Genomic DNA, 23,767 nt, shown 5'->3' on the forward strand with positions numbered 1-23,767 from the left:
TCCATGAAGCATCCCATATTCTAAAAAACATCCCCGGTCTATTCTCAAACCGGGGATGTTCGGGGTATGAAATCAATTTTGACCTTTTCCTGATCGGTTAGGCTGCGTTACGGCCTCTTCGACTTTGATGCAGCGGTCCATGATGGCTCTCATGCCGCTTTGCTCCGCGATCGCCGCCGCTTCATCGTTCACGATGCCAAGCTGCAGCCAAAGCACATTGGCTTTGATATCAGCAGCTTCCCGGGCTACGTCCGCACAGTATTCGCTTCTGCGAAAAACGTTGACGATATCTACCGGTTCGGGAATATCCTTGAGCGAAGCATAACAAGTTTCACCAAGAATTTGCTTGCCAGCCGCAGCCGGATTCACCGGAATAATTCGATAACCGCGGCTCTGCATAGCCTGCGCAACCATGAATGAAGTCCGGTCCGTTTTGTCGGAAAGGCCTACAACGGCAATATTGCCTGCACCCACCAGAATTTTCTTGATTTCATCTCGAGTCGGATTTTCAAAAGACATACTTCATCCCGCCTTTCAAAATATGCATATCGAATAACGCTACCCTACTATTTTACCCATTCCACTTGTGCCCCAAGCGCCTGCATGTGATCAAAAAACTGAGGATACGATTTTGCCACATGATGCGCGTCCTTAATTCTCAGCGGCTGCTTGGCGCGAAGGCCAACGACCGTTAGTGCCATAATGACGCGGTGATCATAGTGGGCATTGATTTCGACACCGCCCTCAACGCCTTCCGGACGGCCGTGAACGATAATCTCTGCCTGACGTTCCTCCACATTGGCTCCGGCTTTGCGAAGCTCTGCCAGATAGTCGGTAATGCGGTCGCACTCCTTATAGCGCAGGTTCTCCACATTATAAAAACGTGAGGTCCCTTCCGCGAATACAGCGGCAGCAACCATGGCCAGCACGGCATCCGTTGCAGCATCGCCGTCAAATTCAACTGCCTTCAGCTTCCCGTTGCCTTGAACGTGCACCTCATCATTCTCGTGCGTCAGCGGTGTCTCCATCATGCGCAGGACATCCACGACTGCCCGCTCCCCTTGCTTGCTTTCCACAGGAAGACGTTTAACCAAAACATCCGACTGCGTTACCGCGGCAGCGGCAAGCACAGCGGCAGAACCCGGATAATCGCCCTGCACGGTATATGACTTCGCCTGGTAGGCCTGATTGCCTGGAACGCGGAAATGCATATAGTCGTCGCTTGCATGAATCACGATCCCCGCCTGCTCGAGCACCTCAAGCGTCTGTCCGACGACAACCTTGGATTTCAGGTCGCCCAGCACTTCGATCTCACTGTCCTCCTGCAGCAGAGGAGTTAAGAACAACAAAGCACTCAGATACTGGGAGCTCACGGAACCGGATACCTTGATCTGACCACCCTTCGGCTCGCCGCCCTGGATTCGGATCGGCAGCCGGCCATTGTTATGCTCCACCTGAACACCCATTTGCCCCAGCGCCGTGATCAGATCATCATGCGGACGTTTGCCCAGGGAATCGGGGTATGTATTTACAAACGTAACATCAGGACAAAGCGAGGCTATACCCATCAAAAAACGCAATACGGCTCCGGCATTGCCTACATTCAGTTCTTTAACATCCCGCGGATGGCGTCCAAAGCCGGTAATGACCGCTTTCTCTTCATCCTCTACGAGTACTGCCCCCAGATCTTGGATGCAGCGGCGCATGGCGTCACTGTCTTCGCTGTGAGCCGGGAAGTAAACTGTACTGGTTCCTTCCGCAAGCGCGGCCACCAACAGGTAACGCGTCGTATAATTTTTAGATGAGAGCGCCCCAATCTCCCCTTTTAATTGTGGAGTCGGTTTTACAATCAAATCCATATGCCCCTTATCTCCTTCTCTAATATATTCATGCCCTTACAGGCACGCCCTTGATTTGACAGCCCATTTAGAGCTTGGTTATCATATACATAATTGCATATTAAACATCTGAAAAGAGGTTATCCAAAAATGACACCCATTCATGAAATAGAACCATCCGAGCTTAGACGCCGCCTTCTGGCCGGAGAATCCCTGCAGATGATCGATGTACGCGAAGACGATGAAGTCGCGCAAGGCATGATCAGCGGCGCCAAACATATTCCCCTCGGACAAATTCCCGACCGTTTGGATGAGATTCCGAAGGAAGGCGAGGTTATCATGATCTGCCGCAGCGGCGGCCGCAGCATGAGAGCCTGCCAATTCCTGCAGCAGCACGGCGTCGAATGCACCAATATGACTGGCGGCATGCTTCAATGGAATGACGAAGAAGCATAAGCTGCATCTACAGGCAGGCCATTTGATGGCTTGCCTTTTTTTGTCCGGATAATTCCCCTCTTATCGATGCATATATCATACCACAAAAGCTTAGACGCGGTAATGCGTTAAAATTTGCTGCGCGACTTCTTCTGCATTTAAGCTGCTTGTATTCACCGTGCAGTGGGCAAATTCATAAGCATGCTTCCGCTCTTCAAGTATGGCGCGAATCCGTTCCTCTGCATTCCCTGCCAACAGTGGCCGGTTGCTGTCGCCCTTCACCCGGTCGATAATCGCCTCCGCCTCCGCGGTCAATGCAACGACATATCCTCCATCAACCATCAGTTCGCAGTTTAAAGGCTTCAGTACCGCTCCTCCGCCCGTTGCTATGATTTGCCGGTCGCCGGATGTTAACACACTGCGCAGAGCCGCCGTTTCCGCCTCCCTGAAATAAACTTCGCCATGCAGCTCAAACATCTCCGGAATTGTCATTCCCGCTGTGGCTACAACAACGGCATCCAGATCGACAAGAGCATAGCCTAGCTGCGCGGCCAAAATTTCACCGACCGTCGATTTCCCGGTTCCCATCATGCCGATCAATATGATATTTTCTTTCGTCTGATTCAATGCTGCACCCCTTTTGTTTCCTGTCATTCTCAAGCTTTTTCATATCATAACACAGCCCAAAAACTTTCGACAATCTCGCAAACTCTCTCAAGATGAAGAAGTCTATTTCCTGCAAGTCTATCATATACATCTATAAAAAATCAGGAGTACGTTAGGAGTGGAATATATCCGTCATGTCAGAATCCCGTTCCCATTCGCCGGAAACCGCCGCCAGGATTAAACAGATTGCCGACCCGCGGCACATTCTGTGCCGGGAAGATATGCTGTGGGTCCTACATTATGTTCAACAAAAAGTGGCTCAGGGAGAACCAGCGCTGCTGGAGCTCTCTAAGCCACGGATACTTCAGAATTTTCAATTTTTCGGCGAGGCGGCTTTGCTGCTGCTAAGCCGGACCACGACCGGCCATACCCAGGATGAACGGATTCGCAGCTGTCTCCAGGAGGCCATGTACGGCCTCATTCCGTTGGAAAAGACAGAAGATACACCTTAACCGCGAATGCCTCTTATTCCTGAATCCAGTTGTGGTGGAAGACGCCTTCCTTGTCCACGCGTTTGAACGTGTGCGCACCGAAGTAGTCACGCTGAGCCTGAAGCAGATTCGCAGGAAGTCTTTCTGTGCGATAGCTGTCGAAGTAAGCGAGTGCACTGGAGAAGCCCGGTACTGGAATACCGCGGCCAACCGCTGCGGAAACTGTGGCGCGCCATGCTCCTTGGTAATTTTCGATGATATCTTTGAAGAACGGATCAAGCAGCAGGTTTTTGAGGCCTGGATCTTTCTCGTAAGCGTCCGTGATGTTTTGCAGGAAGCGGGAGCGGATAATGCAGCCGCCGCGCCAGATTTTAGCGAGATCGCCGTACTTCAAATCCCAGCCGTACTCATCGGAAGCCACGCGCAGTTGAGCGAAGCCTTGAGCATAAGATACGATTTTGCTGGCAAACAGCGCTTTACGAACGTTCTCGATGAATTCGGCTTTATCACCTTGGAACGCTTCCGCCTGCGGACCACTCAGGATTTTGCTCGCTTCTACGCGCTCTTCCTTCATGGCGGACAGGAAGCGGGAGAATACGGATTCCGTAATCATGGACAGGGGCACGCCAAGATCGAGAGAGCTTTGGCTTGTCCATTTTCCTGTTCCCTTTTGTCCGGCTGCATCCAGAATAACGTCTACCATCGGTTTGCCGGTATCTTCATCTTTTTGCGCGAAGATGTCGGCAGTAATTTCGATCAGATAGCTGTCGAGTTCACCTTTGTTCCAGTCTGTGAAAATCTCATGCAATTCGTCCGCGCCGAGGTTCAGCACGTCCTTCAGCAGGTGGTAAGCCTCGCCGATCAGTTGCATGTCGCCGTACTCGATGCCGTTATGCACCATTTTAACGTAGTGTCCGGCACCATCAGGGCCAATATATGTACAGCATGGTTCACCATTAATTTTAGCGGAAATCGAAGTCAAAATAGGTTCAACCAGCTCATAAGCGCTTTTAGGTCCGCCTGGCATGATGGAAGGCCCCTTGAGAGCTCCTTCTTCACCGCCGGAAACCCCCGCACCGATAAAGCGGAATCCTTTTTCCTCAAGCATTTTGCTGCGGCGCTGCGTATCCGGGAAGTAAGCATTACCTCCGTCGATAATGATATCACCTTGATCCAGGTGCGGAATCAATTGTTCAATCGTAGCATCTGTTGCTTTGCCGGCTTGTACCATGATCAAAATTCTGCGCGGCTTTTCAAGCGACTCGACAAATTCTTCAATGGAGAAAGTACCTGTCAGTTTCTTGCCTTTCGCTTCTTCGAGAAGGGCTTCTGTTTTCTCCGATGAACGGTTGAACACGGAAACAGTAAAGCCTCTGCTTTCAATATTGAGAGCCAAGTTTTTGCCCATGACCGCAAGGCCGATGACACCGATTTGTTGCTTCGACATATGGTCCTCCATCCTTTACCTCTTTATTTTGATAAAAAAAAGAATACACCTATTTTAGCGTGTTTACGCGTGAAAGTGAACCCCTCAGTCCTGAATCGATCTCGTGACAAAACACCCCGCCTATGGCTGAGGTGCTTCCATCACTTCTGTATAGTGTAATACAAATGAGACTTTACCATTCAAGCATGAGGAGCTGTTTGGATAGATCGGTGAGTTTCTGCCGGCAAAGCTCCGCCTTCTCGTGATCTCCGCTTTGGAGCGCTTCATGCAGCCGTTCAAGCTCATCATCAACCTCAAGCCGCAGCAGCAGCAAGCGCATTTCTCCTTCTGTCGAAAAATACAACTTGGAAATCTCCTGCTCCGTCATAAACGGCCCCTTTTGATACAGCACCCTTTGCTGATATCCGGATATTTCAACCAAACGGATGACTTCGCCGAATAAAATGCTTTCCACCAGAATCTGACGGTCCTTAAACCGCTTCACGATCGCATGACCACGTGTATCCTCGATCAGCCTTTCCATCCACTCTGCCAGTTTGGCATCCCGAATAATATAATCTCCAACCATCTTATAACCGTTTTTGGTCCGATTAAACCGCAGCTTGACGAGTTTGCGCCCCGTTCTGACGGAAACGATAAATAGTGATTCGTTCTCGCTCCAGTACAGGGAATATCCCTCCTGAATCAAATCCTTAATCAGGTCCTGAATATGCCGCCGGTTAAACCGAAGCTCCAAATTGCAGTATTCCACTTCATAGCTCTTGTTCACGGCACTCCCTCCTTCAGTTATGGACCGCTTTTGCGAATAAACCTGCGATTAGAGGATTTTGCAAAAATCATGAGAGCGAGTTCCATGAAGAAATATATAGACCCTAAACGGCTTCATTCGTCTATATAATTGCCCGGGAGCTTATGAGTTCGAAATTTGCAAAAGCCCTGATTAAAATTGATTAACAGCTTTGTTCTATTTTATACTTTATCTTATGTAACGGTAACTTGGTTTATTGACTATTTTTACCCTTCCCCCCCCTGAGCCAAACAGGCAGAGAGGATATGCTATAATAGGACAAACTTTGCGCACCGTAATTGAACAGAGGAGGCCCCGCAGCATGTCATTTGAAGGTTTTCATTCACAGGATTTCGATGTATTTACCGTACCCGGACTTGAGCCCCGCATGGAGGCTTTGATAGCTAACGTGAGACCGAAGCTCGAAACGCTGGGAGGCGAAATCGCCCCGTTTCTCTCCGCGCTTTGCGGCGAAGAAATGTTTCCCCACGTAGCCAAGCATGCACGCCGTACCATCAATCCCCCAAACGATACGTGGGTTGCCTGGGCAGCGAGCAAAAGAGGATATAAGGCACTGCCGCATTTCCAGGTCGGAATGTTCGAATCCCACCTGTTTGTCATTTTTGCTGTCATTTACGAGAGCTCTAACAAGGCCGTCTTCGCCAAGCATTTGGAGAAAAACCGCAGCAAGGTGAAGAAGACTCTGCCGGAAGATTTCTATTGGTCCATGGATCATATGGATCCAGGCTTTACGCCGCATGCGGATATGAGCGCCAAGGATTTTACCCAAATGGCCGAAAAGCTGGAGAAAGTGAAAAAATCCGAAGTCTTGTGCGGGCTGCGCATTCCACGAGGCGAGGCCGTACTGGAAAATGGACCTGAGCTTGTCTCCCTCATCCAGTCTACGTTCGAAAAGCTGCTTCCACTGTATAAAATGGCATTTTAATATTAAAATGTGAAAAAGCTGTACCCGGCCGGTTCTACACCGGCACTGCGGGTACAGCTTTTTTGGTTCACTAAGGGATCGAGGCTTCTCAAACCGCCGGCTTCATTCTGCGCGAAAGAATAAAGTGGATGACAAACAACAATGCCATGACGATGGCGCTCGCGAGAAACGGAGACGAGTGCCCGAGACGGTCCCACAGCTGGCCGGACACGATCGGGCCGACAACCATCCCGGAACCTTGGAGGGTAAGAAAAAAGCCCCACACCGCCCCGCGCTCGCCTTCCGGTACCAACTGGGACACAAAGGTATTCCATCCCGGTAAAATCATCGCATAGCTCACGCCGACGATACACACGAACACAAACACCAGGACCAGGGAATGGACCATCGAAAAAATGCTTAACGAGATTGCGGCAAGTAAAAATCCGGCATTCAGAAATGGTCTGGTCCCGAACTTGTCAATCAGCTTCCCGCAAGGGATCAGCGCCAGTACGGTAATCCCTCCGCCCGCAACGAGCAGCAGACTGTACATATTAGGCGAAATATGGAGTTCATTTTGCACGTAAAGCGTAATGACCGGACTCAGGAGCCCGATGACAAAGGACTGCAAAAACAGCGCGGGATATACCATCCAGCTTACCTTCAGCGTATGCCTTACCTCATGCAGCGTTTTCTTCACGCTTCCCCATAAATGACCTAGCTTGTAACCCATGACAGCAAAGAAGCCCTTTCCGGCCCCTGCTGCGGATACGGCAGCCGATTGAAGCGGTATTCTGACTTTGGAAGGCAGCATCAGCGCCACCAGCACCAAAATCACCCCGACACCAATTAAAATCAAAAACGCCGTATGATAATTTTTATCCGTCCGATCCATTAAAAAGTTCATGACGATCGGCCCGGATCCCGTACCTGCCAGCGAAGCCATCTCCAGTGTCCCCATCGCTTGGCCGTTGCTGTTGTTCGGACCGGAAATTTCCGTCGTACCCGTCATCGCGGTCGGCCATAGCGGAGAAGTGCCCAGACCGAGGATAAAACAGGCAACGGCCAGCCAGAAGGCACCGGAGGAAAACGCGATAATACATACGGCAATAACCGTCATCAGCAATGCGCCAGCCATCGTCTTCCGGTAACCCAGTCTCTCTCCGATCCAGCCGAAGGGACTCCGGAAGAGGTTGTCTCCTATGTACTGCAGTGAAAAGGCGATGCCGATCGTATGCGCCGACAAACCGAGCGAATTCTTCATATATACCGGCAGCACCGCTACAAGCAGCGAGCCCTTCATGAATTCAACGAGAAATAGAATAATGAGCAATCCTATAAAAAAGGGGGATCTGAGCCGTCTTGCAGCGGCTGCTCCTGTTGCCTGCGGCATCTCTTTTCACATCCTTTACTTGTAATGACAATGCTTTTTGGGGGAATGACGCCTATTTATAATGTACCCCATATTCCTTCCATATTTTCACCCTTGACGAAATGCACGCTTGCAATCGCCCCCCATTTTGCTATACTCATCCTTGTAATTTTAACAGATGAAAGGTTGTGACAGCATAAAATGGACCACCGCCGTACGCCGCTATTTACTGCTCTGAAGGAACACGCGGCCAGCAATCCCGTACAATTTCACATTCCCGGACACAAGAAGGGCATGGGAACCGACACCGAATTCAGAGAATTTATAGGTGATAACGCCCTATCCATAGATTTGATCAATATCGCGCCGCTGGATGATCTCCATCAGCCGACGGGCGTCATTGAAGAGGCTCAGAAGCTTGCAGCCGACGCTTTCGGCGCGGACTATACTTATTTCAGCGTACAGGGGACAAGCGGTGCGATTATGACCATGATCCTCTCCATATGCTCCCCAGGGGATAAAATCATCGTGCCGCGCAACGTGCACAAGTCGATCATGTCCGCAATTATTTTCTCCGGCGCGAAACCCGTATTTGTATCGCCTGCACGTGATGAAAATTTAGGTATTGATCACGGCATTACAACCAAATCCGTTCAGCGTGCTCTGGACCGTCATCCGGATGCCAAGGCGGTGCTGGTGATCAACCCGACCTATTTTGGCGTTTGCGCCAACTTGAAGGAAATCGTGGACCTAGCCCACAGCCGGCACGTGCCTGTCTTAGTAGACGAGGCTCATGGCGTACTCATCCATTTTCATGAGGATTTGCCGATGTCCGCGATGGAAGCCGGGGCTGATATGGCTGCAACCAGCGTGCACAAGCTTGGGGGCTCCATGACGCAGAGCTCGGTGCTCAATCTCAATACAAAAAATGGATATGTGAACCCGCAGCGCGTCCAAACGATTATCAGCATGCTGACAACGACTTCCACTTCTTACATCCTGCTGGCATCGCTGGATACCTCAAGACGCAATCTGGCAATTAACGGCCATGAAATGGCGCAAAAAGCGATTGATCTGGCCCAAAATGCCCGCCGTACCATTAATCAAATCGAAGGGCTCTACTGTTTCGGAGATGAAATTCTCGGAGGCGAAGCAACCTTCGATTACGATCCAACCAAACTGACGATTCATGTCCGCCATTTGGGCATTACGGGATACGAAACGGAAAACTGGCTGCGCGAGCATTATAATCTTGAAGTGGAACTCAGTGATATGTATAACATCCTCTGTCTGGTAACCCCGGGCGATAATGAGGAGACAGTATCGATTCTGCTGTCGGCACTTCGCGTGCTTGCCGAGACCTATTACAATGTCAACACCGCCAATGAGCTGATCGTCAAAATCCCGGAAATCCCTCAGCTGTCCCTCATTCCGAGAGACGCTTTTTACGGGGATACCGAGGTCATTCCATTCAAGGAATCGGCCGGACGGATCATTGCTGAATTCATTTATGTCTATCCGCCGGGTATCCCGATCCTGCTTCCGGGTGAAGTTATCTCCCAGGATAATATCGACTACATTGTCGACCACGTCGACGTCGGCCTTCCGGTAAAAGGCCCCGAAGACCGCTACATCAAAAACGTCAAAGTGATCGTAGAAACGGATGCGATTTTCTAATCGATCTGATCCCCTATGGCTCTTGAATAACAAAAACCCGGCACCGCCAATGGCGGTACCGGGTTTTTGCGTTAAGAAATCTTAGTCTTCGGAATCTTGTTGGGCTACGAGCTCGTTATAAGCCGCTTCCACTTCGTTCCATTCTTGCTCGTCCTCAATATTGTAAAGCATCATTTCGTCGTTTTCTTCCTCAACGCGCAGAATAATGCCGTCCGCTTCTGGGTTTTCACGCTCAAGCAACAATGCGTACAGTCTCTCGCCTACGTCAAATGTTTCGACAAGAACCATTTCCACATCGTTTCCTTGCTCGTCAGTCAAAGTCAGAACAAATTCCTCATGCTCATGATCGTGATCGTGGTTGCAATTCTCGTCATGCACGTGGTTGTGATCGCTCATTACAAAAACCTCGCTTTAGGTTATATAGTCATACCTTCGTATCGTATCACGTACAGTGGGTCTGGTCAATTTATCCTGCTGCAGGCGAAACAAAGATTAATTCAGAGCCGTAATCACTTTTTCGGATACCAGTGCATAGTCATCGTTTTTCGAGGCTTTCACGTAAAACCCAACTTTATATTTGCCTGCCGCCTTGAAATCATACGTGAAATCATACGTACGGAACCAGAAGTTATCCTTCTGATCGCTGCCGAGGTCTTGGGATTGAATGTCCTTCACATTCCCTGACGGATCCGTAATTGCGACTTTTACAGACGACACGTGCTGGGTAAGGCTGTCCACCTGACAAAACACGTTGAATTTCAGCTTGCCTTTATTCACATTTCCAAATACCGTATCACCTTTAAAAAGGAAAATATGTACGTTCGGCTTGATGAAATTGACCTTATTGGCATCACCGTCCCAATCCACCAAACCGTTAAACTCTCTGATCGGAACGTAAGTCTTGCCATCAATCACAAAGCCGCCGTCCTGTACTTCCTGACCATTAATCCAAACTCTGATTTTCTGGGAGACCGAATCCGCGAACATGACGGAGCCGCCCATCAGAGAAAAGGCAAAAACGCATACCAGAATCTTTTTCCAATTTCTCACCCGAAAATTCCCTCCATTTCCTTCATGCTGTTGTATGTATATACGAAAAGTAAGTTTGCAAGTTGCGGTCTTTCGTTACATTCGCTGACGATTTTTTTCAATAATAAAATGCAAAAAGCCCGCTTCTTTCGAGCTGGCTTTCTACGTTATGAGAACGCTAATTCACTTTGGTTAAAATACAGGGTACTCCTTTGCCTACGGCTCCCGGCTCCCTCATCCGCGCAGCGTAAGCCATCCCTCGCGCGCAAGGCGTTTTGCATACCTCGCATACCTGTGAAGTAACCAGTCTCATGCCCTTGTGCATCTTTTCGCTTTTGGCTTGTGACGGCTTCTTGCCCTTTGACTTAACCATCCCTCAATCCCCATTTCCTATAGGCCTATGCTGCATTGTATGGAGATTTATGACAATGTGGAACCGTGGTATATAATGATTATGACATCACACCAGGAGGTGCTTCTGTTGAATTTAGAACTACGGATGATTGGAACCGGCAGTGCCTTTGCCAAAAAATATTTTAACAATAATGCCCTGCTGCATGACGGCGATTTCACGCTGCTCATCGACTGCGGAGTTACAGCTCCGCTGGCCCTGCATCAGTTGGGCAAATCCTTTGCGGACGTGGATGCGGTGCTGATCACTCATATTCATGCGGATCACGTGGGGGGCCTGGAGGAACTGGCCTTCAAAATGAAGTTCACCTTTAACCGCAAAATCAAGCTCTACATCGCCGAGTCCCTGACGCAGGTCCTCTGGGAACATTCCCTTAAAGGCGGATTATATCAGGAGGGTGAAATTACTTCGCTGGAGGATTTGTTCGAGGTATGCCCGCTTACCCCGCAACAAACATATACCCTATCGGAGCATATTCAAGTTGAGCTGATCCCTACCAAGCACATCCCAGGCAAGAACAGCTACTCCTTGTATATTAATGACCGGTTCTTCTACAGTGCCGATATGATCTACGATCCCGATCTGCTGAAATATCTGGTAAATGAGCGAAACTGCTCCATGATTTTTCATGACTGTCAGCTTGAAGGCCGCGGCGAAGTTCATACGACGCTGGAAGAGCTGATGAAATTGCCAGAAGATATTCGCAGGATTACATATCTAATGCATTACGGAGATAATAAGGACGAGTATCAAGGAAGGACGGGGGGAATGGATTTTATCGAGCAGGGCCGCTCTTATTCGCTCCCGTAAGTCCGTATCAATACGACGGCAACGAAAAAAAGCCTGCAGGAATAGGTCTCCTGCAGGCTTTTTGTTTTGTCTAGCTTTCTATTCAAAACGGGGCAGCTGATCCAAATTGTTCGAAGGATCTCCATCCGCATCACCGCGGATATACATGCCACCGTCTCTCCCTTTGAACACATTGACACCGGCGATCGCACCGGCTTTGACTTCCTGCAGCGCTTCATCGTAGCCGAGTACTCGACCCGAAGAAGTTTTGAAGGCGGTTAAGTCCCCATCACCGTTTTTCTGCACAGCGATAAATTGCTCACGTCCTGCAGTTCCCATTGTCATCCGCTCCTTTGTCAGGTGAGATGCCCATCTTATGGGCTTTGGTTATCATCCCCTGACATCACAGGCGTTATTCGCTTACAATGTTTTTTTCATCCGGACATGCGGAATCCCAGCGTCATCAAAAGGCTCTTTCGAGATCGTTTCGTAACCCTGTTTGGCGTAGAATTGCTCTGCTTGGCACTGCGCATCCAAGATGGAGTAGGCCAGTCCAAGCTCTCTGGCGCGTTTTTCCATAGCCATGAGCAAAATGCGTCCGTATCCGCCTTTGCGGTGATCCTCGAGCACGGCAATCCGCTGCATTTTGGCAGTCTCATTATTGTAATAGATGACCCGCCCCGTTGCGACATATTGTCCATTTTCATTCTGCACCAGAATATGATGGACAGCCTCGCTAATCACATCATACTCATCGATTTCAAGGTCCATGGGAACCTTTTGCTCCTCGACAAACACCTTTTTGCGGATATCCAATCCTTGTTGCAGCTGATCTTTCGTTGTTACGTTGATGATTTCGGCAGCCATGATGAAGCCCTCGCTTTCGTTGTTCAATATCTGTATTGCCGCTTGAATTCCCATAAAACACGGTTGAATTATTATACAAAAAAAAGATTTTCATGTATAGTTTAGGCATAACGATCTAACACGGAGAGGAGTCCATGATACAAGATGGGTATGGGAGCCACAATTGTGATATGTGCAGTCATGGCGGCAGCATTAATCTATTCTTTTATTTATGTGACGAAAAAAGGATACTCCCGCAAATGGGATGAAGAATAAGGAAAACGCCGATCTTAGTGTATCTAACGAATAATAGAGCCAGCAAAATGCTGGCTCTATTTCTCTATAAGGCGTCGTCATGGTAATCATGGAGGAGAGATTTGTCCCTTCGAATAAACGTCGCCGGGAACCGATTGGTTATATACGTCTTTCATGACTGGGGAACTCGAGCCTTTATTGGCATCAGACGCATTCGAACAACCAGATAGCATCAACAGCAGACAACATCCGCAGACTAGAAACCACATTTTTTGGGGCATTCCATGCCACTCCTTTAATCGGTATACCAGCCATTTTTAACTTTTTTACATGATTCTAATACTTTCTACCCGAAATCTGCATTTCCTGTAACACGGGCTTAATATCTTGCTGCTATGTATTCAATTATGAACTCAAAAAAATGATTGACACCTATTCTTCTCGCTGATATGATATTAAATATCCTTTAATACATATTATGATCTGCTAGCTCAGCTGGGAGAGCACTATCTTGACAGGGTAGGGGTCAGTGGTTCGAGCCCACTGCAGATCATATCGAAAAAGTCCTTGATGATCAAGGGCTTTTTTCTTTTTATATTTGGGGGCGAAATGTTTATTTTCGACCACAATTCAAGGAACTCCCTAGTTTCTCTAACTGGAAGATACTACCACCCTCCTATCTTTCCCGAATTTATTTTAGTTATTAACCGACTAACCCCCATTTTGGTACAAATTTTCCTGCATATGATTTATAGTAAAAGTAGGGATTATACAAAATCTGGAGACATAAGGGGTTAATATTGCATGATTAATCATGATGGAAGTATAACGAGAATAGAAATTTATTATTACCAAGTATTGATGACCATAGATTTAATTGTAATAAGATTAAATCGAGGGCAATCTGTTCCACAAGCTGTCGAGGAAGTTTCAAACATGGATTATTCAATAATGATAGGGACAGGTTTAAAAATGACCCATTCTTCGCATAGATTAGAATTCAGTCAACTTTTAATATACTATAAATTTTCGGATTACTTTTTCTTACTTCTCGAGTGTTTACGAGCAATAAGATCTTGGGAATCTAATAAAGCTTGTGATGCACTAGTAATTCTAAAGAGTAGGCTTGAACAACATATAATATTTGATAATGAGCGATATCATTTTTTTTCGCGTAAAGAGAAGAATTCACCTGAATCATTAGAAAAGACAGTACAAAGGTTCTTGTTTGAAAATCACTTGATCAAACAAGAAGAGTTCTACAATGATTTTGGTTTCATACGTCCTCTTTAGATAAATATCACGTAATATTGTAAGTGGGGACTTGTTGGAATAATTTCTCCTTTTACTCTGATAATGAACTCTATGTCCAATTATCAATAACCAACTCATTGTTAGCCCACAATCTTACTCCATCGTCATAATTTGACACCAAAAAGGAGTTCAGACCCTGTCTGACTCCTTTTTTCGATAACTATCCTTCAATTTGCTCGTACGTAACGTAGTACCATATCTTTAAGAATTTCCAATTGCCGGGCGGGATCGATATCCGATTCCAGCATCGGAATACTGCTTTGCAGTGATAATTTTTTGGCGAAGAGTCCGAAGGCGTTGTTCATGGTGGCCAGGACTTCGTCCAGCGGCAGATCGGATCGCAAGGAGCCGTCATTGACTCCGTCCTCCACGATCCGGGACAAAGCGGATTTAATTCTGCCAAGGGCATCGTTATATATAGAAATGTCTTCCAGCGGTTCCCGGGATTGAGCGGCATAGCTTTCGAAGGCTTCTATCAGCTTCGTGTTTTCGCTATGCTCTTTCCCAATGAAACCGATAAACACATCCAGCATTCTTTCAAGTTTCTCGTAACAAGTACCAGGTCTGCTCACGACTTCCTCAAATGTCTGAAGCTGCGATTCCACGATCTTCGTAGCCACAGCGACGATGATTTTATCCTTCTTGGGAAAATAGCGGAACACAGTAGCAACTCCCATTTGGGCTTCCGTAGAAATATCCTGCATGGTTGCTTTATCGAGTCCTTTTCTGTTGAACACCCGCTCCGCAGCTTCGATCATGAGCGTGATCCGCTGCTTCTTCGCATCCTCCCGTTCTTGGCTCCATCTGCTTCTTGAATTCAATACTTCCACGTTCCTTCCAAATCGGTTCCTTTTTGTTGGTGATATTATCAAATGGTCTAGGGCCTGTCAACCGCAAAACACATGGATATCCAGGCTGTTTGAAAATGAAATAGTTGAACTTTTAAATACATGGGCGTATAATCGGCGATGTAAGTGATAGCCTCACTATCTGTCAGATATTAATACTATCAATTATTTTATTCCTAAGGAGTCGGTGAAGATGTCGGAAGCAAAACAAGTTGTTGTCATTACAGGAGCAGGTAGCGGCATTGGCCGTGCAACAAGTTTGAAATTCGCCGCAAATGGCGCGACGGTCGTCTTGGTTGACTTCAACCAACAGACTGGTGAAGAGACTTTGAAACTTGTGCAGGAACAAGGCGGAGAAGGAATTTTTGTACAAGCGAATGTCTCCAATAGCGCAGATGTACAGAATTATGTGAACAAAGCCGTAGAAACATACGGAAAAATCGACGTCTTCTTCAATAACGCAGGCGTTCTTCAAAAAATGGCTATGTTCTCGGATATTGATGAATCGGAATTTGACCGGATTTTCTCTGTGAATACTAAAGGTGTTTTCCTCGGCATGAAATATGTATTAAAAGTCATGGAGAAGCAAGGCCATGGAGTTATTATTAATACAGCTTCTACAGCAGGACTGCGGAGCGAACATAGTCTGTCCGCCTATTCGGCAAGCAAACATGCGGTTGTGGCGCTTACAAAGTCGGCTGCACTTGAATATGTGAAGAAAGGCATTCGCGTGAATGCAATCTGTCCAGGAGGCGTGGATACATCGCTGACGCAAGCCGTTCCAACGATGCTGCAAGAATCCGGATATGTTCCTGAGGAATTGCCTAATATGAGAATCGGTCGCTATGCACAGCCAGAAGAATTGGCTGAGGTGGTGACATTCCTCGCATCGCCTAAAAACAGCTACATGACCGGATCGATCGTTGCGGTCGATGGCGGATTGACTCTTTAATCGAAATCGTTAGACCATTTAAGACAAGCCCACGCGACGATGCATGGGCTTGTTACGTATTTATCCACGAACACGCGAAATCCGTAGGGTCAAAACAGAAAATGTTTGGGAACAATTTCCTCATGTATCCGCTTGCAAGCTGATTTTTCTTGTTATAAAATTTAATGTAATCAGAGCAATGGTCAGCATAACTACTCGAATCCATCTCATCAAGCTAGCTCATGTACATCATCTAGTCACATCGCCCCTCTCGTCTGCATGCAATGAATTCATCTCATCTAGTGACTCCCTGTAAAAATTTAGGTCTATTTTCTCACGATTGTAACAAATAAGTACTTTATATCTGGCTTTATTTCCCGTATGATAGGAATATAAAATGATTCTATAGTCTTTGATACAGGAGAATAGTCACATGGAAAAAGAAATTGAACTTGCCATTAAACGCGGACACCACGTCTTTGTCAAAAGCGTGGACGGAAGCACACTCACAGGTATCCCGGAACAATCGAGCGACCCGGATAAACTAAAAATGCGCACTCCTCTAGGATCTTTCTGGATTCCTATGGAGGAAGTCAGCTATGTATCACGCCTGATTGCATTTAAATAATAACGTCAACTGAAACCACTGCATCCGCAGCGGTTTTTTTCTTGCATATGATTGACCCGCCGCTTGATTCAAGACCTCCCTTTCCGGTTTATCCTATGTTATAAAATCCGAACTTCTTGTATAGGAAAAAAAGCTTTGGCTTAACCTATATGAAGCTGATGCAGAAAGGGATGGATAGCGATGGACAAGCAACATAAGCATGATGAAGAAGAAAGATTTCCCGGAGTGGATCCGATTCCTGATCCCGGCAGCGAAAATCCCTCTTCCACCAGCATGATTGAGGAAATTCTGGAAGAAGGCTCGAAGGAAGCACATAAACACAAGGAAAGCAAAGACTAATGTACACTGACGCAAATTGAGAAATACCAAAAAACCGGTGCCCTGCAATAGGCCCGGTTTTTTGTGATGATCGTATGGCACAGCTTAGACTTTAGCCGCCAGAAGTGCTGCGAGCTTGTCCGGATAATCGGTGATGATCCCATCGACCCCAGCCTGCAGCAGCCGCTCCATTTCTTTCACGTCATTGACGGTAAACGGATGATAGGCTTTTCCAGAAGCCTTGGCACCCGCTACAAACTCCGGCAGTACCGCATAATGATAAGCATGCAAAGCGTCCGCCTGAAGCGTTCTAGCGTACTCCCACGGCTCGTAGAGGCCTTCCATATACAGAATTCCAGTGCGGATCTCCGGCGCAAGTTTTTTGCAGAGAAACAAGGAGTAATGATTGAAGCTGGATATGACGACCCGGTCACTCATGTTAAAGGCTCTGACGCGTTCGATAACCTTCTGCTCCAAGCCTTCATAGAGAATAACTCCATTTTTAAGCTCGATGTTCACGATCGTCCCGCTGTCTTTTACCAGCTCCAGCAGCTCGTCCAGAAGCGGAATCCGCTCATTTTGAAAGGCAGAATCGAACTTGCTTCCCGCATCCAGGCTCTTTAGCTCTTGCAGGGTATGATCCTTGACCCAACCGGTACCGCTTGTCGTTCTTTCGAGCGTTTCGTCATGAATCAGGACCATCTGGCCGTCACTGGTGAGCTGAACGTCCGTCTCAATGCCGGTAGCTCCCTGTTCCAGAGCCTTTTTGAAAGCGGCCATGGTGTTCTCCGGACAAATTTGGGATGAGCCCCTGTGCGCAAAATTAATGACCTTTCCCAACTTCTGCATCCTCCTTTATGTACCATCTCAAAAGCTATTATATTCTTCAATTGTCAAACCCATGTTAACAGCAAAATTAACATACGTCTTAGTTTCAATTCATCTCCCGTTAACATCCCTATTTTATCATAAATATAGTTCAACCCATAAAATAAACTGTAGGAGCTGAGTACATGATTGTTTTTGATATGATCGTACACGGGGAAGTCAAGGAAACCATTCGACCTATCAGCCAGCGGCTGCACGCGATGCTTGCACAGGTAACCGAAGAAGCACGCCGTCTCAGCGCATTGTATGGAACACCCGTTCAGGTACATCGCCGGATCATTTACTGATCGCATTGTAGCGCAAAATCCAGAAGATTAAATGGCAATAGCGTGATGCGCCTCCAGAATCGCCCGAATACTCCTGCTGTCCCTACGCTCGCATACCACCATCAGGATAATATGGTCCTCCATCAAGAAATCCTCGTATTTTTGCGCGTCCTGTTCCGGTATCCCAATTCCAATCAAACCTACGACGAGCCCGTCGGTCTCGGTTCCAATCTCCGCCCCGGCCAGCTTGCTCGCTGCTGGACCAATCACCCATATAATCTCCGATCGAAGTTCAATGCTGGTAATCATATCTTTAATTTCCCCGAACAGCCCCGTGTTGCCAATGCCGGACTCCGGTTTTTTCAGCCCCGTATCTTGACTGATGATTGACAGTTCCTTCTTATTTTTTCCGAGTACGGAAATACTCTTCTTATCATATCCCTTATCCAGCAGCTGCTTAATCGCAAGCGCAGGATTCTGCCTGTTTCGGTAAACACACATAACAATTTGTTTCATAGGGTTGCCTCCTCGCTCGAATGATCCTTATATAATAGGTTAAACCTTAACAGGGCAATAAAAACCACCCTGATGTGAATTCACACGGGTGGTTTGTGGATTATCATGTGAAGTTATTAATAAATAATTGCGCGAGTAATAATCACCAACAGAATGAAGAGCACCAGAATCGCTCCTGTGGAACGGAATGCTCCGCCAGGAAATCCATAACCAACGCCGCCTAACACTTCACTCATTGATATTCCCTCCTTCGCCCTATACTCATCCATATCGTATGAAGTACTCCAACCGGGTGATTGGACGTAATTACTATTTTCCGGTCCCGGGAGTATATTTGCCATGATCTCACAGCTATCACGGTGAATCATAGGTCTGCATATTGGTTAAAGGGGTATATATAGAATAAAAGAATAAATAGATTGTTGTACATAGAAGCTGGGGGGATTCGCTTGCTGCAGAGCAAATATTTTCGTACATGCCTGGGGATTATCTTCGCATTGTTGATTATTTACCTGGGCTCCAAGGTCAGTTTTATTTTCAATCCGGTGGTGTTGCTGTTTAACATCATGATCATACCGGTGATGCTTGCGGGCTTTATGTACTACCTTCTGCGTCCGGTCGTGAACTTTCTGGAAAAGCATCGCTGGCCGCGGCCGATTTCCATTCTGATGATCTATTTGGTCTTTACGGGATTGCTCGTCTTATTCTCCATTCTCGTATGGCCAACGCTGCGTGAACAGCTGATCAATTTTGCGGATAACGCACCCTATTTCGTGGAGGGTCTTCAGAAGCAATTCGAGAAGCTCCAGCAAAATCGCTTTATCTCCAAAATGATTCCAAGCGAGTCGGATGTGACTGCAAAAATCAGCGAATATCTCAATAAATTGATTACCACCGTGACTAATTCAGTATCGAACTTTATTTCCGTGGTATCCAATGTCGTTGTCATTATCGCAACCGTACCTATCGTGCTCTACTACATGTTAAAGGAGAGCAGCAAACTGATGCCGATCCTGCTGAATCTGCTCCCCCGGAAATACCGCAAGGAAGGGCATGAGGCTCTCAGCGAGATTGATTCTGCGCTCAGCAATTTTATTGTGGGCCGTGTCTTGCTGAATATCATTTTGGGCGTGCTCATGTATATCGGGTTTCTGATTATCGGTCTGCCGTACTCCCTTCTGCTGGCCCTTATATCCATTGTGCTGAACCTGATTCCATATGTAGGAGCGGTCATCGCCGCCGTGCCGGTTGTCATTGTCGGCTTTATTGATTCTCCCTCCGTAGCCATCTGGTCGCTGGTGGTCATCGTGGTTGCACAGCAGATCCAGGACAACCTGCTCACGCCGATCATTTATGGCAAACAGCTCGATATCCATCCGCTCACCACCATCATTTTGCTGCTGATCGGCGGCGATATTTCCGGAATTCTCGGCGTCATCCTGGCCATTCCGGTCTATATGGTAGCCAAGATTATCATTTTACGGATTTACAACCTTTTTCTCTCTGAGAAGATTGATGATATGATGGAATAAAAAAAGCGGGCCTCGGCCCGCTTTTTTGTATGCTATAGATTAGGAATGGACCAGTCGATCGGCTCCATATGATGCGACTCCAAGAACGCATTCGTCCGGGAAAAAGGGCGGCTGCCGTAAAATCCCCGATGCACCGACAGTGGACTTGGATGCACGGATTCGAGCACCAAATGCCGACTGCGGTCAATGAAGGCTCCCTTTTTCTGCGCATGGCTTCCCCACAAAATAAAAACAACCGGCTTGTCCCGTTCATTCAGCTTCTCGATCACCGCATCGCTAAATCGCTCCCAACCAAGACCCTTATGGGAATTCGCTTGTCCTTCCCTGACAGTTAGAACCGTGTTAAGCAGAAGTACTCCCTGCTTCGCCCAGTGAACCAGGTAACCGTTGTTTGGGATCGGCACTCCCAGATCGCTGTGAAGCTCCTTGTAGATATTGACGAGGGAAGGAGGTATTCTGACCCCCGGCAGAACGGAAAAGCTCAAACCATGTGCCTGTCCCGGTCCGTGATAGGGGTCCTGCCCCAATATGACGACTTTGGTATGCTCATAGGAAGTCAGCTTAAGCGCCTGAAACAAATTCTCCTTGGAAGGATGAATCGTATGTAATTTATATTCCTTGGCAAGCGCATAGCGCAGATCATTGAAATACGGCTTCTCCACTTCCTCCTGCAGCTGCTTGTCCCAATCGTTATCGAACATTCGTCCAATCTCCTCTCCGGTGACTATTTTCGACTCTCTATTATATTAACCCAAACTCTATTTCTATCCCAGTTGAGGATGGAACTAGAGTCGATACCAGCGGCATTAAAAATGAGTTTGATACCCAGTTACCTAGCCAAGCTCTATTCACGCAGCAAGCGCAGGTAGACAAGCAACTGGAATTATTCGCAAAAAAGTCCGGTGCAACTATCTGCGCCGGACTTTTCTATATGTAAGTAAAATGGTATGCCGAGGACCGGGATCGAACCGGTACGGTAGTCACCTACCGCAGGATTTTAAGTCCTGTGCGTCTGCCAATTCCGCCACCCCGGCATGCAGACAAAAAGTAGATTACCACGTTTATCCTCCGCTTGCAAGTTCTTTTTTTCTTTTTCGACAGATTACGCAAAAAAGCCCTCCAATAAGGAAGGCTCTTCATTCACAATGGATGGACTGAAAGTCTATTCCATCCTTATTTAGCGGATAACTCGCTTTCCGTCACCCATTTGTGATTCTTCACCGGATCTCCGCCTGTTGTCGGCGTATAATCGACCATATAGACCGTCGTAGGTTCAGCAGATTCAATCGTGGCTTCAGCCCCTTTCATGCCTTTCATATGATCGGCCTCCAAGATAACCTTGGTACCTTTGTCCAAAGGCTTGTCGCCCGCATCCTTCAATTCTTCTTGAATGACCCATTTATGATTCTTCACAGGGTCCCCCCCTGTCGTAGGCGTATAGTTTACGGCATAGGCTATCGTGTCATAGGCTCCTACAATCGTCGCTTTAGCGCCTTTCATTCCCGGCATATGATCTGCGCTCATCATGGCTTCAGTTCCCACCTTAAACGCGGGATTCGCCGCTTTCTTTAACCCTTGCGGCATTTCGCCCGAACCTGAATGGTTCATCTCATCATTGTTCATGGACATGTTGTCCATGGTTGAAGATGCATCTTGTGATGGGGCATCGTTTTTCGCGTCGTTTCCACATCCGCTTAGAGCAATCATTGCGGCCGCACCGATTAAAGCCCATTGTTTTCGCATGTCTCAAACACTCCTTGTATTTATTTCTCGCATAAATATAGAATACCCTCGATGGGTATATGGCAAACAAAAATATGGATCTTTGATTAATTGTTAATTCATTCCACCTAAAAATAATCATGAAAAAACCTCTTTTCGAATTCCGATAACGATCATCAGAATCAAAAAGAGGTTTTACGAAAAGCAGCCATATTCATATGTATCGTTCTTGAAATGCCGAGGACCGGGATCGAACCGGTACGGTAGTCACCTACCGCAGGATTTTAAGTCCTGTGCGTCTGCCAATTCCGCCACCCCGGCAAATGCGTTTGAAACTAATATGGTGGGCCCTGAGGGACTCGAACCCCCGACCAGTCGGTTATGAGCCGACCGCTCTAACCAACTGAGCTAAGGGCCCTGATCAAATATGTTATCGATCAATATAATGGCTGTTTAATTGGTTGCGGGGGCAGGATTTGAACCTGCGACCTTCGGGTTATGAGCCCGACGAGCTACCGAACTGCTCCACCCCGCGTCAATAATCTGTCGTAAATAGCGACAAGAATTAATATACAGCATAAATGTACCCTACGTCAAGTATTTATTTATGGAATAAGAATAAGTCATGATAATGATACCTTTAATCTTTTATGAGAGAGGCGTTTGAAGATGGTTTATGGAATAAACCTCACACCATATCGGCCCTTTCGTGAACGGAATATTTCTACCAGATGAGGGTCATCGTATCCGTAAATCCAACCATTTTCCTCCAGCCTCTTCGCCAGGCACCCTGCCTGAAATTTCGTCTTGTACAGCTTTCCGAAATAAACCCATTGCATGATGATTTCCCCCTTCAGGCATGATAAATGGTGTCGTTGGGTATTGTTGCCTAAAGGGGCACTCATCATGCATTTTGTTATAATCTTTGAGATTATTTCTAAATTAATTTATAATATTAACTAAGTTGTTTAATCTAAACCTTCTGGAAGCGAGGAATTTGAATGGCAAAAACACACAGGAAACTCTCTCCCGTCGATTTATTGAAGAAGTTTATTTTTATCACGGCCGGTGCAATCTTGATGGCTGTCGCGCTCGAGGTATTTCTCGTACCGAACGATATCATCGACGGGGGCATTACCGGTATATCCATCGTATTATCCAAAATAACTGCGCTCCCACTCGGGATCTTCCTCTTTGTCATCAACCTGCCCTTTCTATTCCTGGGTTACAAGCAGATCGGCAAAACGTTTGCCTTCTCCACTCTATACGGCATTATCGTCATGTCCGTAACAACGCAGCTCCTCCATCATGTGAGTCCATTTACGAACGAAAAAATTCTTGCCGTGCTGTTTGGCGGATTGATCCTGGGTCTTGGCGTCGGTCTCGTGATTCGTTATGGCGGTTCGCTGGATGGAACGGAGATCGTTGCGATCCTACTCTCCAAAAAAACACGCATGCCGGTCGGACAGATCATCATGGTCATGAACGTATTTATTTTCATTATCGCCGGGTTCGTGTTTGGATGGGATTCTGCGATGTACTCGATATTCACGTATTACATGGCTTCGAAGGTCATGGATATCGTCGTGGAGGGTCTGAACGAGTCCAAATCGGTCACGATCATCTCCAGCGAATATGAAGAGATATCCCAAACCATTCAAGATCGTCTCGGTCGTACAACAACTTTCATTTATGCGCGCGGAGGCTACTCCGGTGAAGATACGCAGATGATCTACTGCGTCGTTACCCGTCTTGAGTTAGCGAAGCTGAAATCGGTTGTTCATGAGATTGATCCCAAAGCATTCATTGCGATCGAGCATGTTTCGGATGTCTTGGGCGGCAATTTTGAGAAAAGCGCAATTCACTAACAACAAGAAGCCATTCTGTTCAATAAA

30 protein-coding genes and 5 tRNA genes are annotated in these 23,767 nt (G+C 47.1%); 13 read left to right on the forward strand and 22 right to left on the reverse strand.

The genetic code is table 11. From position 1 onward, the window contains the following. Positions 1-72 precede the first annotated feature (72 nt). Together GRF59_RS16240 and aroA are read right to left on the reverse strand one after the other, a co-directional pair. The gene (locus tag GRF59_RS16240; RefSeq protein WP_160498752.1) at positions 73-519 is read right to left on the reverse strand and encodes a CoA-binding protein; all 447 of its coding nucleotides are present in this window, start codon (positions 517-519) and stop codon (positions 73-75) included. A 47-nt stretch (positions 520-566) separates the two neighbouring features. Beyond that, entirely contained in the window at positions 567-1,859 is a 1,293-nt protein-coding gene (aroA, locus tag GRF59_RS16245; protein ID WP_160498753.1) for a 3-phosphoshikimate 1-carboxyvinyltransferase, read from the reverse strand. Between the two features lie 129 nt (positions 1,860-1,988). Between aroA and GRF59_RS16250 the strand changes: the two genes are divergently transcribed. Beyond that, positions 1,989-2,294 (forward strand): rhodanese-like domain-containing protein, encoded by a 306-nt coding sequence (locus GRF59_RS16250; RefSeq protein ID WP_160498754.1) that lies wholly within the window; start codon positions 1,989-1,991, stop codon positions 2,292-2,294. A gap of 90 nt (positions 2,295-2,384) precedes the next feature. On the opposite strand, the gene GRF59_RS16255 is transcribed toward GRF59_RS16250, so the two are convergent. Further along, positions 2,385-2,900 carry a shikimate kinase gene (locus GRF59_RS16255; protein ID WP_237391857.1) on the reverse strand — a complete coding sequence of 172 codons (516 nt, stop codon included), beginning with the start codon at positions 2,898-2,900 and terminating at the stop codon, positions 2,385-2,387. A gap of 173 nt (positions 2,901-3,073) precedes the next feature. On the opposite strand from GRF59_RS16255, the gene GRF59_RS16260 reads away from it, so the two are divergent. Continuing rightward, positions 3,074-3,391 (forward strand): hypothetical protein, encoded by a 318-nt coding sequence (locus GRF59_RS16260; RefSeq protein WP_160498756.1) that lies wholly within the window; start codon positions 3,074-3,076, stop codon positions 3,389-3,391. Between the two features lie 13 nt (positions 3,392-3,404). On the opposite strand, the gene gndA is transcribed toward GRF59_RS16260, so the two are convergent. Continuing rightward, positions 3,405-4,817 (reverse strand): NADP-dependent phosphogluconate dehydrogenase, encoded by a 1,413-nt coding sequence (gene gndA / locus GRF59_RS16265; protein ID WP_160498757.1) that lies wholly within the window; start codon positions 4,815-4,817, stop codon positions 3,405-3,407. Positions 4,818-4,989: 172 nt separating this feature from the next. Then, positions 4,990-5,586, reverse strand: a complete 597-nt coding sequence (locus GRF59_RS16270) for a hypothetical protein (protein WP_160498758.1) — start codon at positions 5,584-5,586, stop codon at positions 4,990-4,992. A gap of 340 nt (positions 5,587-5,926) precedes the next feature. Between GRF59_RS16270 and GRF59_RS16275 the strand changes: the two genes are divergently transcribed. Further along, complete coding sequence (locus GRF59_RS16275) at positions 5,927-6,550, forward strand: DUF1054 domain-containing protein (protein ID WP_160498759.1); 624 nt, start codon at positions 5,927-5,929, stop codon at positions 6,548-6,550. An 88-nt stretch (positions 6,551-6,638) separates the two neighbouring features. Here GRF59_RS16275 and GRF59_RS16280 read toward each other — a convergent pair whose 3' ends face one another. Next, positions 6,639-7,922: an MFS transporter gene (locus GRF59_RS16280; RefSeq protein WP_160498760.1), complete on the reverse strand. Its 1,284-nt coding sequence runs from the start codon at positions 7,920-7,922 to the stop codon at positions 6,639-6,641. A gap of 180 nt (positions 7,923-8,102) precedes the next feature. Here GRF59_RS16280 and GRF59_RS16285 point away from each other — a divergent pair, with 180 nt between their 5' ends. After that, on the forward strand, positions 8,103-9,578 hold the full coding sequence (locus GRF59_RS16285) for an aminotransferase class I/II-fold pyridoxal phosphate-dependent enzyme (RefSeq protein ID WP_160498761.1): 1,476 nt from the start codon (positions 8,103-8,105) through the stop codon (positions 9,576-9,578). Positions 9,579-9,659: 81 nt separating this feature from the next. Here GRF59_RS16285 and GRF59_RS16290 read toward each other — a convergent pair whose 3' ends face one another. From GRF59_RS16290 to GRF59_RS16300, 3 genes are all read right to left on the reverse strand, one after another. Next, complete coding sequence (locus tag GRF59_RS16290) at positions 9,660-9,974, reverse strand: DUF1292 domain-containing protein (RefSeq protein WP_160498762.1); 315 nt, start codon at positions 9,972-9,974, stop codon at positions 9,660-9,662. A 96-nt stretch (positions 9,975-10,070) separates the two neighbouring features. Then, positions 10,071-10,580 carry a copper amine oxidase gene (locus tag GRF59_RS16295; RefSeq protein ID WP_160499118.1) on the reverse strand — a complete coding sequence of 170 codons (510 nt, stop codon included), beginning with the start codon at positions 10,578-10,580 and terminating at the stop codon, positions 10,071-10,073. 205 nt (positions 10,581-10,785) lie between these two features. After that, a complete protein-coding gene (locus tag GRF59_RS16300) occupies positions 10,786-10,980 on the reverse strand; it encodes a hypothetical protein (protein ID WP_160498763.1) in 195 nt (64 codons plus the stop codon). Positions 10,981-11,088: 108 nt separating this feature from the next. On the opposite strand from GRF59_RS16300, the gene GRF59_RS16305 reads away from it, so the two are divergent. Further along, positions 11,089-11,829, forward strand: a complete 741-nt coding sequence (locus GRF59_RS16305) for an MBL fold metallo-hydrolase (RefSeq protein WP_160498764.1) — start codon at positions 11,089-11,091, stop codon at positions 11,827-11,829. Positions 11,830-11,907: 78 nt separating this feature from the next. Here GRF59_RS16305 and GRF59_RS16310 read toward each other — a convergent pair whose 3' ends face one another. Then, the gene (locus tag GRF59_RS16310; RefSeq protein WP_136606438.1) at positions 11,908-12,147 is read right to left on the reverse strand and encodes a DUF3892 domain-containing protein; all 240 of its coding nucleotides are present in this window, start codon (positions 12,145-12,147) and stop codon (positions 11,908-11,910) included. A gap of 81 nt (positions 12,148-12,228) precedes the next feature. Then, positions 12,229-12,675: a GNAT family N-acetyltransferase gene (locus GRF59_RS16315; RefSeq protein WP_160498765.1), complete on the reverse strand. Its 447-nt coding sequence runs from the start codon at positions 12,673-12,675 to the stop codon at positions 12,229-12,231. Between the two features lie 714 nt (positions 12,676-13,389). Between GRF59_RS16315 and GRF59_RS16320 the strand changes: the two genes are divergently transcribed. Both GRF59_RS16320 and GRF59_RS16325 read left to right on the forward strand, forming a co-directional pair. Continuing rightward, positions 13,390-13,462: transfer RNA gene (locus tag GRF59_RS16320), tRNA-Val, on the forward strand. A gap of 251 nt (positions 13,463-13,713) precedes the next feature. Further along, positions 13,714-14,202 (forward strand): hypothetical protein, encoded by a 489-nt coding sequence (locus tag GRF59_RS16325; protein ID WP_160498766.1) that lies wholly within the window; start codon positions 13,714-13,716, stop codon positions 14,200-14,202. Between the two features lie 188 nt (positions 14,203-14,390). Here GRF59_RS16325 and GRF59_RS16330 read toward each other — a convergent pair whose 3' ends face one another. Continuing rightward, complete coding sequence (locus GRF59_RS16330; RefSeq protein WP_237391858.1) at positions 14,391-15,044, reverse strand: TetR/AcrR family transcriptional regulator; 654 nt, start codon at positions 15,042-15,044, stop codon at positions 14,391-14,393. A 220-nt stretch (positions 15,045-15,264) separates the two neighbouring features. Between GRF59_RS16330 and GRF59_RS16335 the strand changes: the two genes are divergently transcribed. From GRF59_RS16335 to GRF59_RS16345, 3 genes are all read left to right on the forward strand, one after another. Then, positions 15,265-16,023, forward strand: a complete 759-nt coding sequence (locus GRF59_RS16335; RefSeq protein WP_160498767.1) for an SDR family NAD(P)-dependent oxidoreductase — start codon at positions 15,265-15,267, stop codon at positions 16,021-16,023. A gap of 412 nt (positions 16,024-16,435) precedes the next feature. Continuing rightward, on the forward strand, positions 16,436-16,630 hold the full coding sequence (locus GRF59_RS16340) for a hypothetical protein (RefSeq protein WP_160498768.1): 195 nt from the start codon (positions 16,436-16,438) through the stop codon (positions 16,628-16,630). A 180-nt stretch (positions 16,631-16,810) separates the two neighbouring features. Continuing rightward, positions 16,811-16,969, forward strand: coding sequence for a hypothetical protein (locus GRF59_RS16345; protein WP_160498769.1), 159 nt, complete (start codon positions 16,811-16,813; stop codon positions 16,967-16,969). Between the two features lie 84 nt (positions 16,970-17,053). Here the strand turns inward: GRF59_RS16345 and GRF59_RS16350 are convergent, their stop codons facing one another. After that, positions 17,054-17,788 (reverse strand): glycerophosphodiester phosphodiesterase, encoded by a 735-nt coding sequence (locus GRF59_RS16350; protein WP_160498770.1) that lies wholly within the window; start codon positions 17,786-17,788, stop codon positions 17,054-17,056. Between the two features lie 173 nt (positions 17,789-17,961). Here GRF59_RS16350 and GRF59_RS16355 point away from each other — a divergent pair, with 173 nt between their 5' ends. Continuing rightward, a complete protein-coding gene (locus GRF59_RS16355; RefSeq protein WP_160498771.1) occupies positions 17,962-18,123 on the forward strand; it encodes a mechanosensitive ion channel protein MscL in 162 nt (53 codons plus the stop codon). Positions 18,124-18,150: 27 nt separating this feature from the next. On the opposite strand, the gene GRF59_RS16360 is transcribed toward GRF59_RS16355, so the two are convergent. Then, positions 18,151-18,618 carry a general stress protein gene (locus GRF59_RS16360; protein ID WP_160498772.1) on the reverse strand — a complete coding sequence of 156 codons (468 nt, stop codon included), beginning with the start codon at positions 18,616-18,618 and terminating at the stop codon, positions 18,151-18,153. 116 nt (positions 18,619-18,734) lie between these two features. Further along, positions 18,735-18,854: a dihydroorotate dehydrogenase gene (locus tag GRF59_RS16365; RefSeq protein ID WP_160498773.1), complete on the reverse strand. Its 120-nt coding sequence runs from the start codon at positions 18,852-18,854 to the stop codon at positions 18,735-18,737. A 213-nt stretch (positions 18,855-19,067) separates the two neighbouring features. Between GRF59_RS16365 and GRF59_RS16370 the strand changes: the two genes are divergently transcribed. Continuing rightward, positions 19,068-20,150: an AI-2E family transporter gene (locus GRF59_RS16370; RefSeq protein WP_160498774.1), complete on the forward strand. Its 1,083-nt coding sequence runs from the start codon at positions 19,068-19,070 to the stop codon at positions 20,148-20,150. Between the two features lie 32 nt (positions 20,151-20,182). On the opposite strand, the gene GRF59_RS16375 is transcribed toward GRF59_RS16370, so the two are convergent. The 7 genes from GRF59_RS16375 to GRF59_RS29455 form a co-directional block, all read right to left on the reverse strand. Beyond that, a complete protein-coding gene (locus GRF59_RS16375; RefSeq protein WP_160498775.1) occupies positions 20,183-20,851 on the reverse strand; it encodes a uracil-DNA glycosylase in 669 nt (222 codons plus the stop codon). A gap of 247 nt (positions 20,852-21,098) precedes the next feature. After that, a tRNA-Leu gene (locus GRF59_RS16380) sits at positions 21,099-21,184 on the reverse strand. Positions 21,185-21,323: 139 nt separating this feature from the next. After that, positions 21,324-21,893: a YdhK family protein gene (locus GRF59_RS16385; RefSeq protein ID WP_160498776.1), complete on the reverse strand. Its 570-nt coding sequence runs from the start codon at positions 21,891-21,893 to the stop codon at positions 21,324-21,326. A gap of 214 nt (positions 21,894-22,107) precedes the next feature. Continuing rightward, a tRNA-Leu gene (locus GRF59_RS16390) sits at positions 22,108-22,193 on the reverse strand. 20 nt (positions 22,194-22,213) lie between these two features. Then, positions 22,214-22,290, reverse strand: a tRNA-Ile gene (locus GRF59_RS16395). Between the two features lie 40 nt (positions 22,291-22,330). Beyond that, positions 22,331-22,407, reverse strand: a tRNA-Met gene (locus tag GRF59_RS16400). A 139-nt stretch (positions 22,408-22,546) separates the two neighbouring features. After that, positions 22,547-22,711: a hypothetical protein gene (locus tag GRF59_RS29455; protein ID WP_202128705.1), complete on the reverse strand. Its 165-nt coding sequence runs from the start codon at positions 22,709-22,711 to the stop codon at positions 22,547-22,549. A gap of 162 nt (positions 22,712-22,873) precedes the next feature. On the opposite strand from GRF59_RS29455, the gene GRF59_RS16405 reads away from it, so the two are divergent. Further along, positions 22,874-23,740: a YitT family protein gene (locus GRF59_RS16405; protein WP_160498777.1), complete on the forward strand. Its 867-nt coding sequence runs from the start codon at positions 22,874-22,876 to the stop codon at positions 23,738-23,740. Positions 23,741-23,767 lie beyond the last annotated feature (27 nt).

The sequence above is a fragment of the Paenibacillus dendrobii genome (assembly GCF_009807035.1).
Taxonomy (GTDB): domain Bacteria; phylum Bacillota; class Bacilli; order Paenibacillales; family Paenibacillaceae; genus Paenibacillus_AQ; species Paenibacillus_AQ dendrobii.

What these genes read in the sequence shown, in the direction of transcription:
- GRF59_RS16240 (WP_160498752.1), bottom strand. Translation starts at nt 519, where the DNA reads ATGTCTTTTGAAAATCCGACTCGAGATGAAATCAAGAAAATTCTGGTG.
- aroA (WP_160498753.1), bottom strand. Translation starts at nt 1,859, where the DNA reads ATGGATTTGATTGTAAAACCGACTCCACAATTAAAAGGGGAGATTGGG.
- GRF59_RS16250 (WP_160498754.1), top strand. Translation starts at nt 1,989, where the DNA reads ATGACACCCATTCATGAAATAGAACCATCCGAGCTTAGACGCCGCCTT.
- GRF59_RS16260 (WP_160498756.1), top strand. Translation starts at nt 3,074, where the DNA reads ATGTCAGAATCCCGTTCCCATTCGCCGGAAACCGCCGCCAGGATTAAA.
- gndA (WP_160498757.1), bottom strand. Translation starts at nt 4,817, where the DNA reads ATGTCGAAGCAACAAATCGGTGTCATCGGCCTTGCGGTCATGGGCAAA.
- GRF59_RS16275 (WP_160498759.1), top strand. Translation starts at nt 5,927, where the DNA reads ATGTCATTTGAAGGTTTTCATTCACAGGATTTCGATGTATTTACCGTA.
- GRF59_RS16280 (WP_160498760.1), bottom strand. Translation starts at nt 7,922, where the DNA reads ATGCCGCAGGCAACAGGAGCAGCCGCTGCAAGACGGCTCAGATCCCCC.
- GRF59_RS16285 (WP_160498761.1), top strand. Translation starts at nt 8,103, where the DNA reads ATGGACCACCGCCGTACGCCGCTATTTACTGCTCTGAAGGAACACGCG.
- GRF59_RS16290 (WP_160498762.1), bottom strand. Translation starts at nt 9,974, where the DNA reads ATGAGCGATCACAACCACGTGCATGACGAGAATTGCAACCACGATCAC.
- GRF59_RS16295 (WP_160499118.1), bottom strand. Translation starts at nt 10,580, where the DNA reads ATGGGCGGCTCCGTCATGTTCGCGGATTCGGTCTCCCAGAAAATCAGA.
- GRF59_RS16300 (WP_160498763.1), bottom strand. Translation starts at nt 10,980, where the DNA reads ATGGTTAAGTCAAAGGGCAAGAAGCCGTCACAAGCCAAAAGCGAAAAG.
- GRF59_RS16310 (WP_136606438.1), bottom strand. Translation starts at nt 12,147, where the DNA reads ATGGGAACTGCAGGACGTGAGCAATTTATCGCTGTGCAGAAAAACGGT.
- GRF59_RS16315 (WP_160498765.1), bottom strand. Translation starts at nt 12,675, where the DNA reads ATGGCTGCCGAAATCATCAACGTAACAACGAAAGATCAGCTGCAACAA.
- GRF59_RS16325 (WP_160498766.1), top strand. Translation starts at nt 13,714, where the DNA reads ATGATTAATCATGATGGAAGTATAACGAGAATAGAAATTTATTATTAC.
- GRF59_RS16335 (WP_160498767.1), top strand. Translation starts at nt 15,265, where the DNA reads ATGTCGGAAGCAAAACAAGTTGTTGTCATTACAGGAGCAGGTAGCGGC.
- GRF59_RS16340 (WP_160498768.1), top strand. Translation starts at nt 16,436, where the DNA reads ATGGAAAAAGAAATTGAACTTGCCATTAAACGCGGACACCACGTCTTT.
- GRF59_RS16345 (WP_160498769.1), top strand. Translation starts at nt 16,811, where the DNA reads ATGGACAAGCAACATAAGCATGATGAAGAAGAAAGATTTCCCGGAGTG.
- GRF59_RS16355 (WP_160498771.1), top strand. Translation starts at nt 17,962, where the DNA reads ATGATTGTTTTTGATATGATCGTACACGGGGAAGTCAAGGAAACCATT.
- GRF59_RS16360 (WP_160498772.1), bottom strand. Translation starts at nt 18,618, where the DNA reads ATGAAACAAATTGTTATGTGTGTTTACCGAAACAGGCAGAATCCTGCG.
- GRF59_RS16365 (WP_160498773.1), bottom strand. Translation starts at nt 18,854, where the DNA reads ATGAGTGAAGTGTTAGGCGGCGTTGGTTATGGATTTCCTGGCGGAGCA.
- GRF59_RS16375 (WP_160498775.1), bottom strand. Translation starts at nt 20,851, where the DNA reads ATGTTCGATAACGATTGGGACAAGCAGCTGCAGGAGGAAGTGGAGAAG.
- GRF59_RS16385 (WP_160498776.1), bottom strand. Translation starts at nt 21,893, where the DNA reads ATGCGAAAACAATGGGCTTTAATCGGTGCGGCCGCAATGATTGCTCTA.
- GRF59_RS29455 (WP_202128705.1), bottom strand. Translation starts at nt 22,711, where the DNA reads ATGCAATGGGTTTATTTCGGAAAGCTGTACAAGACGAAATTTCAGGCA.
- GRF59_RS16405 (WP_160498777.1), top strand. Translation starts at nt 22,874, where the DNA reads ATGGCAAAAACACACAGGAAACTCTCTCCCGTCGATTTATTGAAGAAG.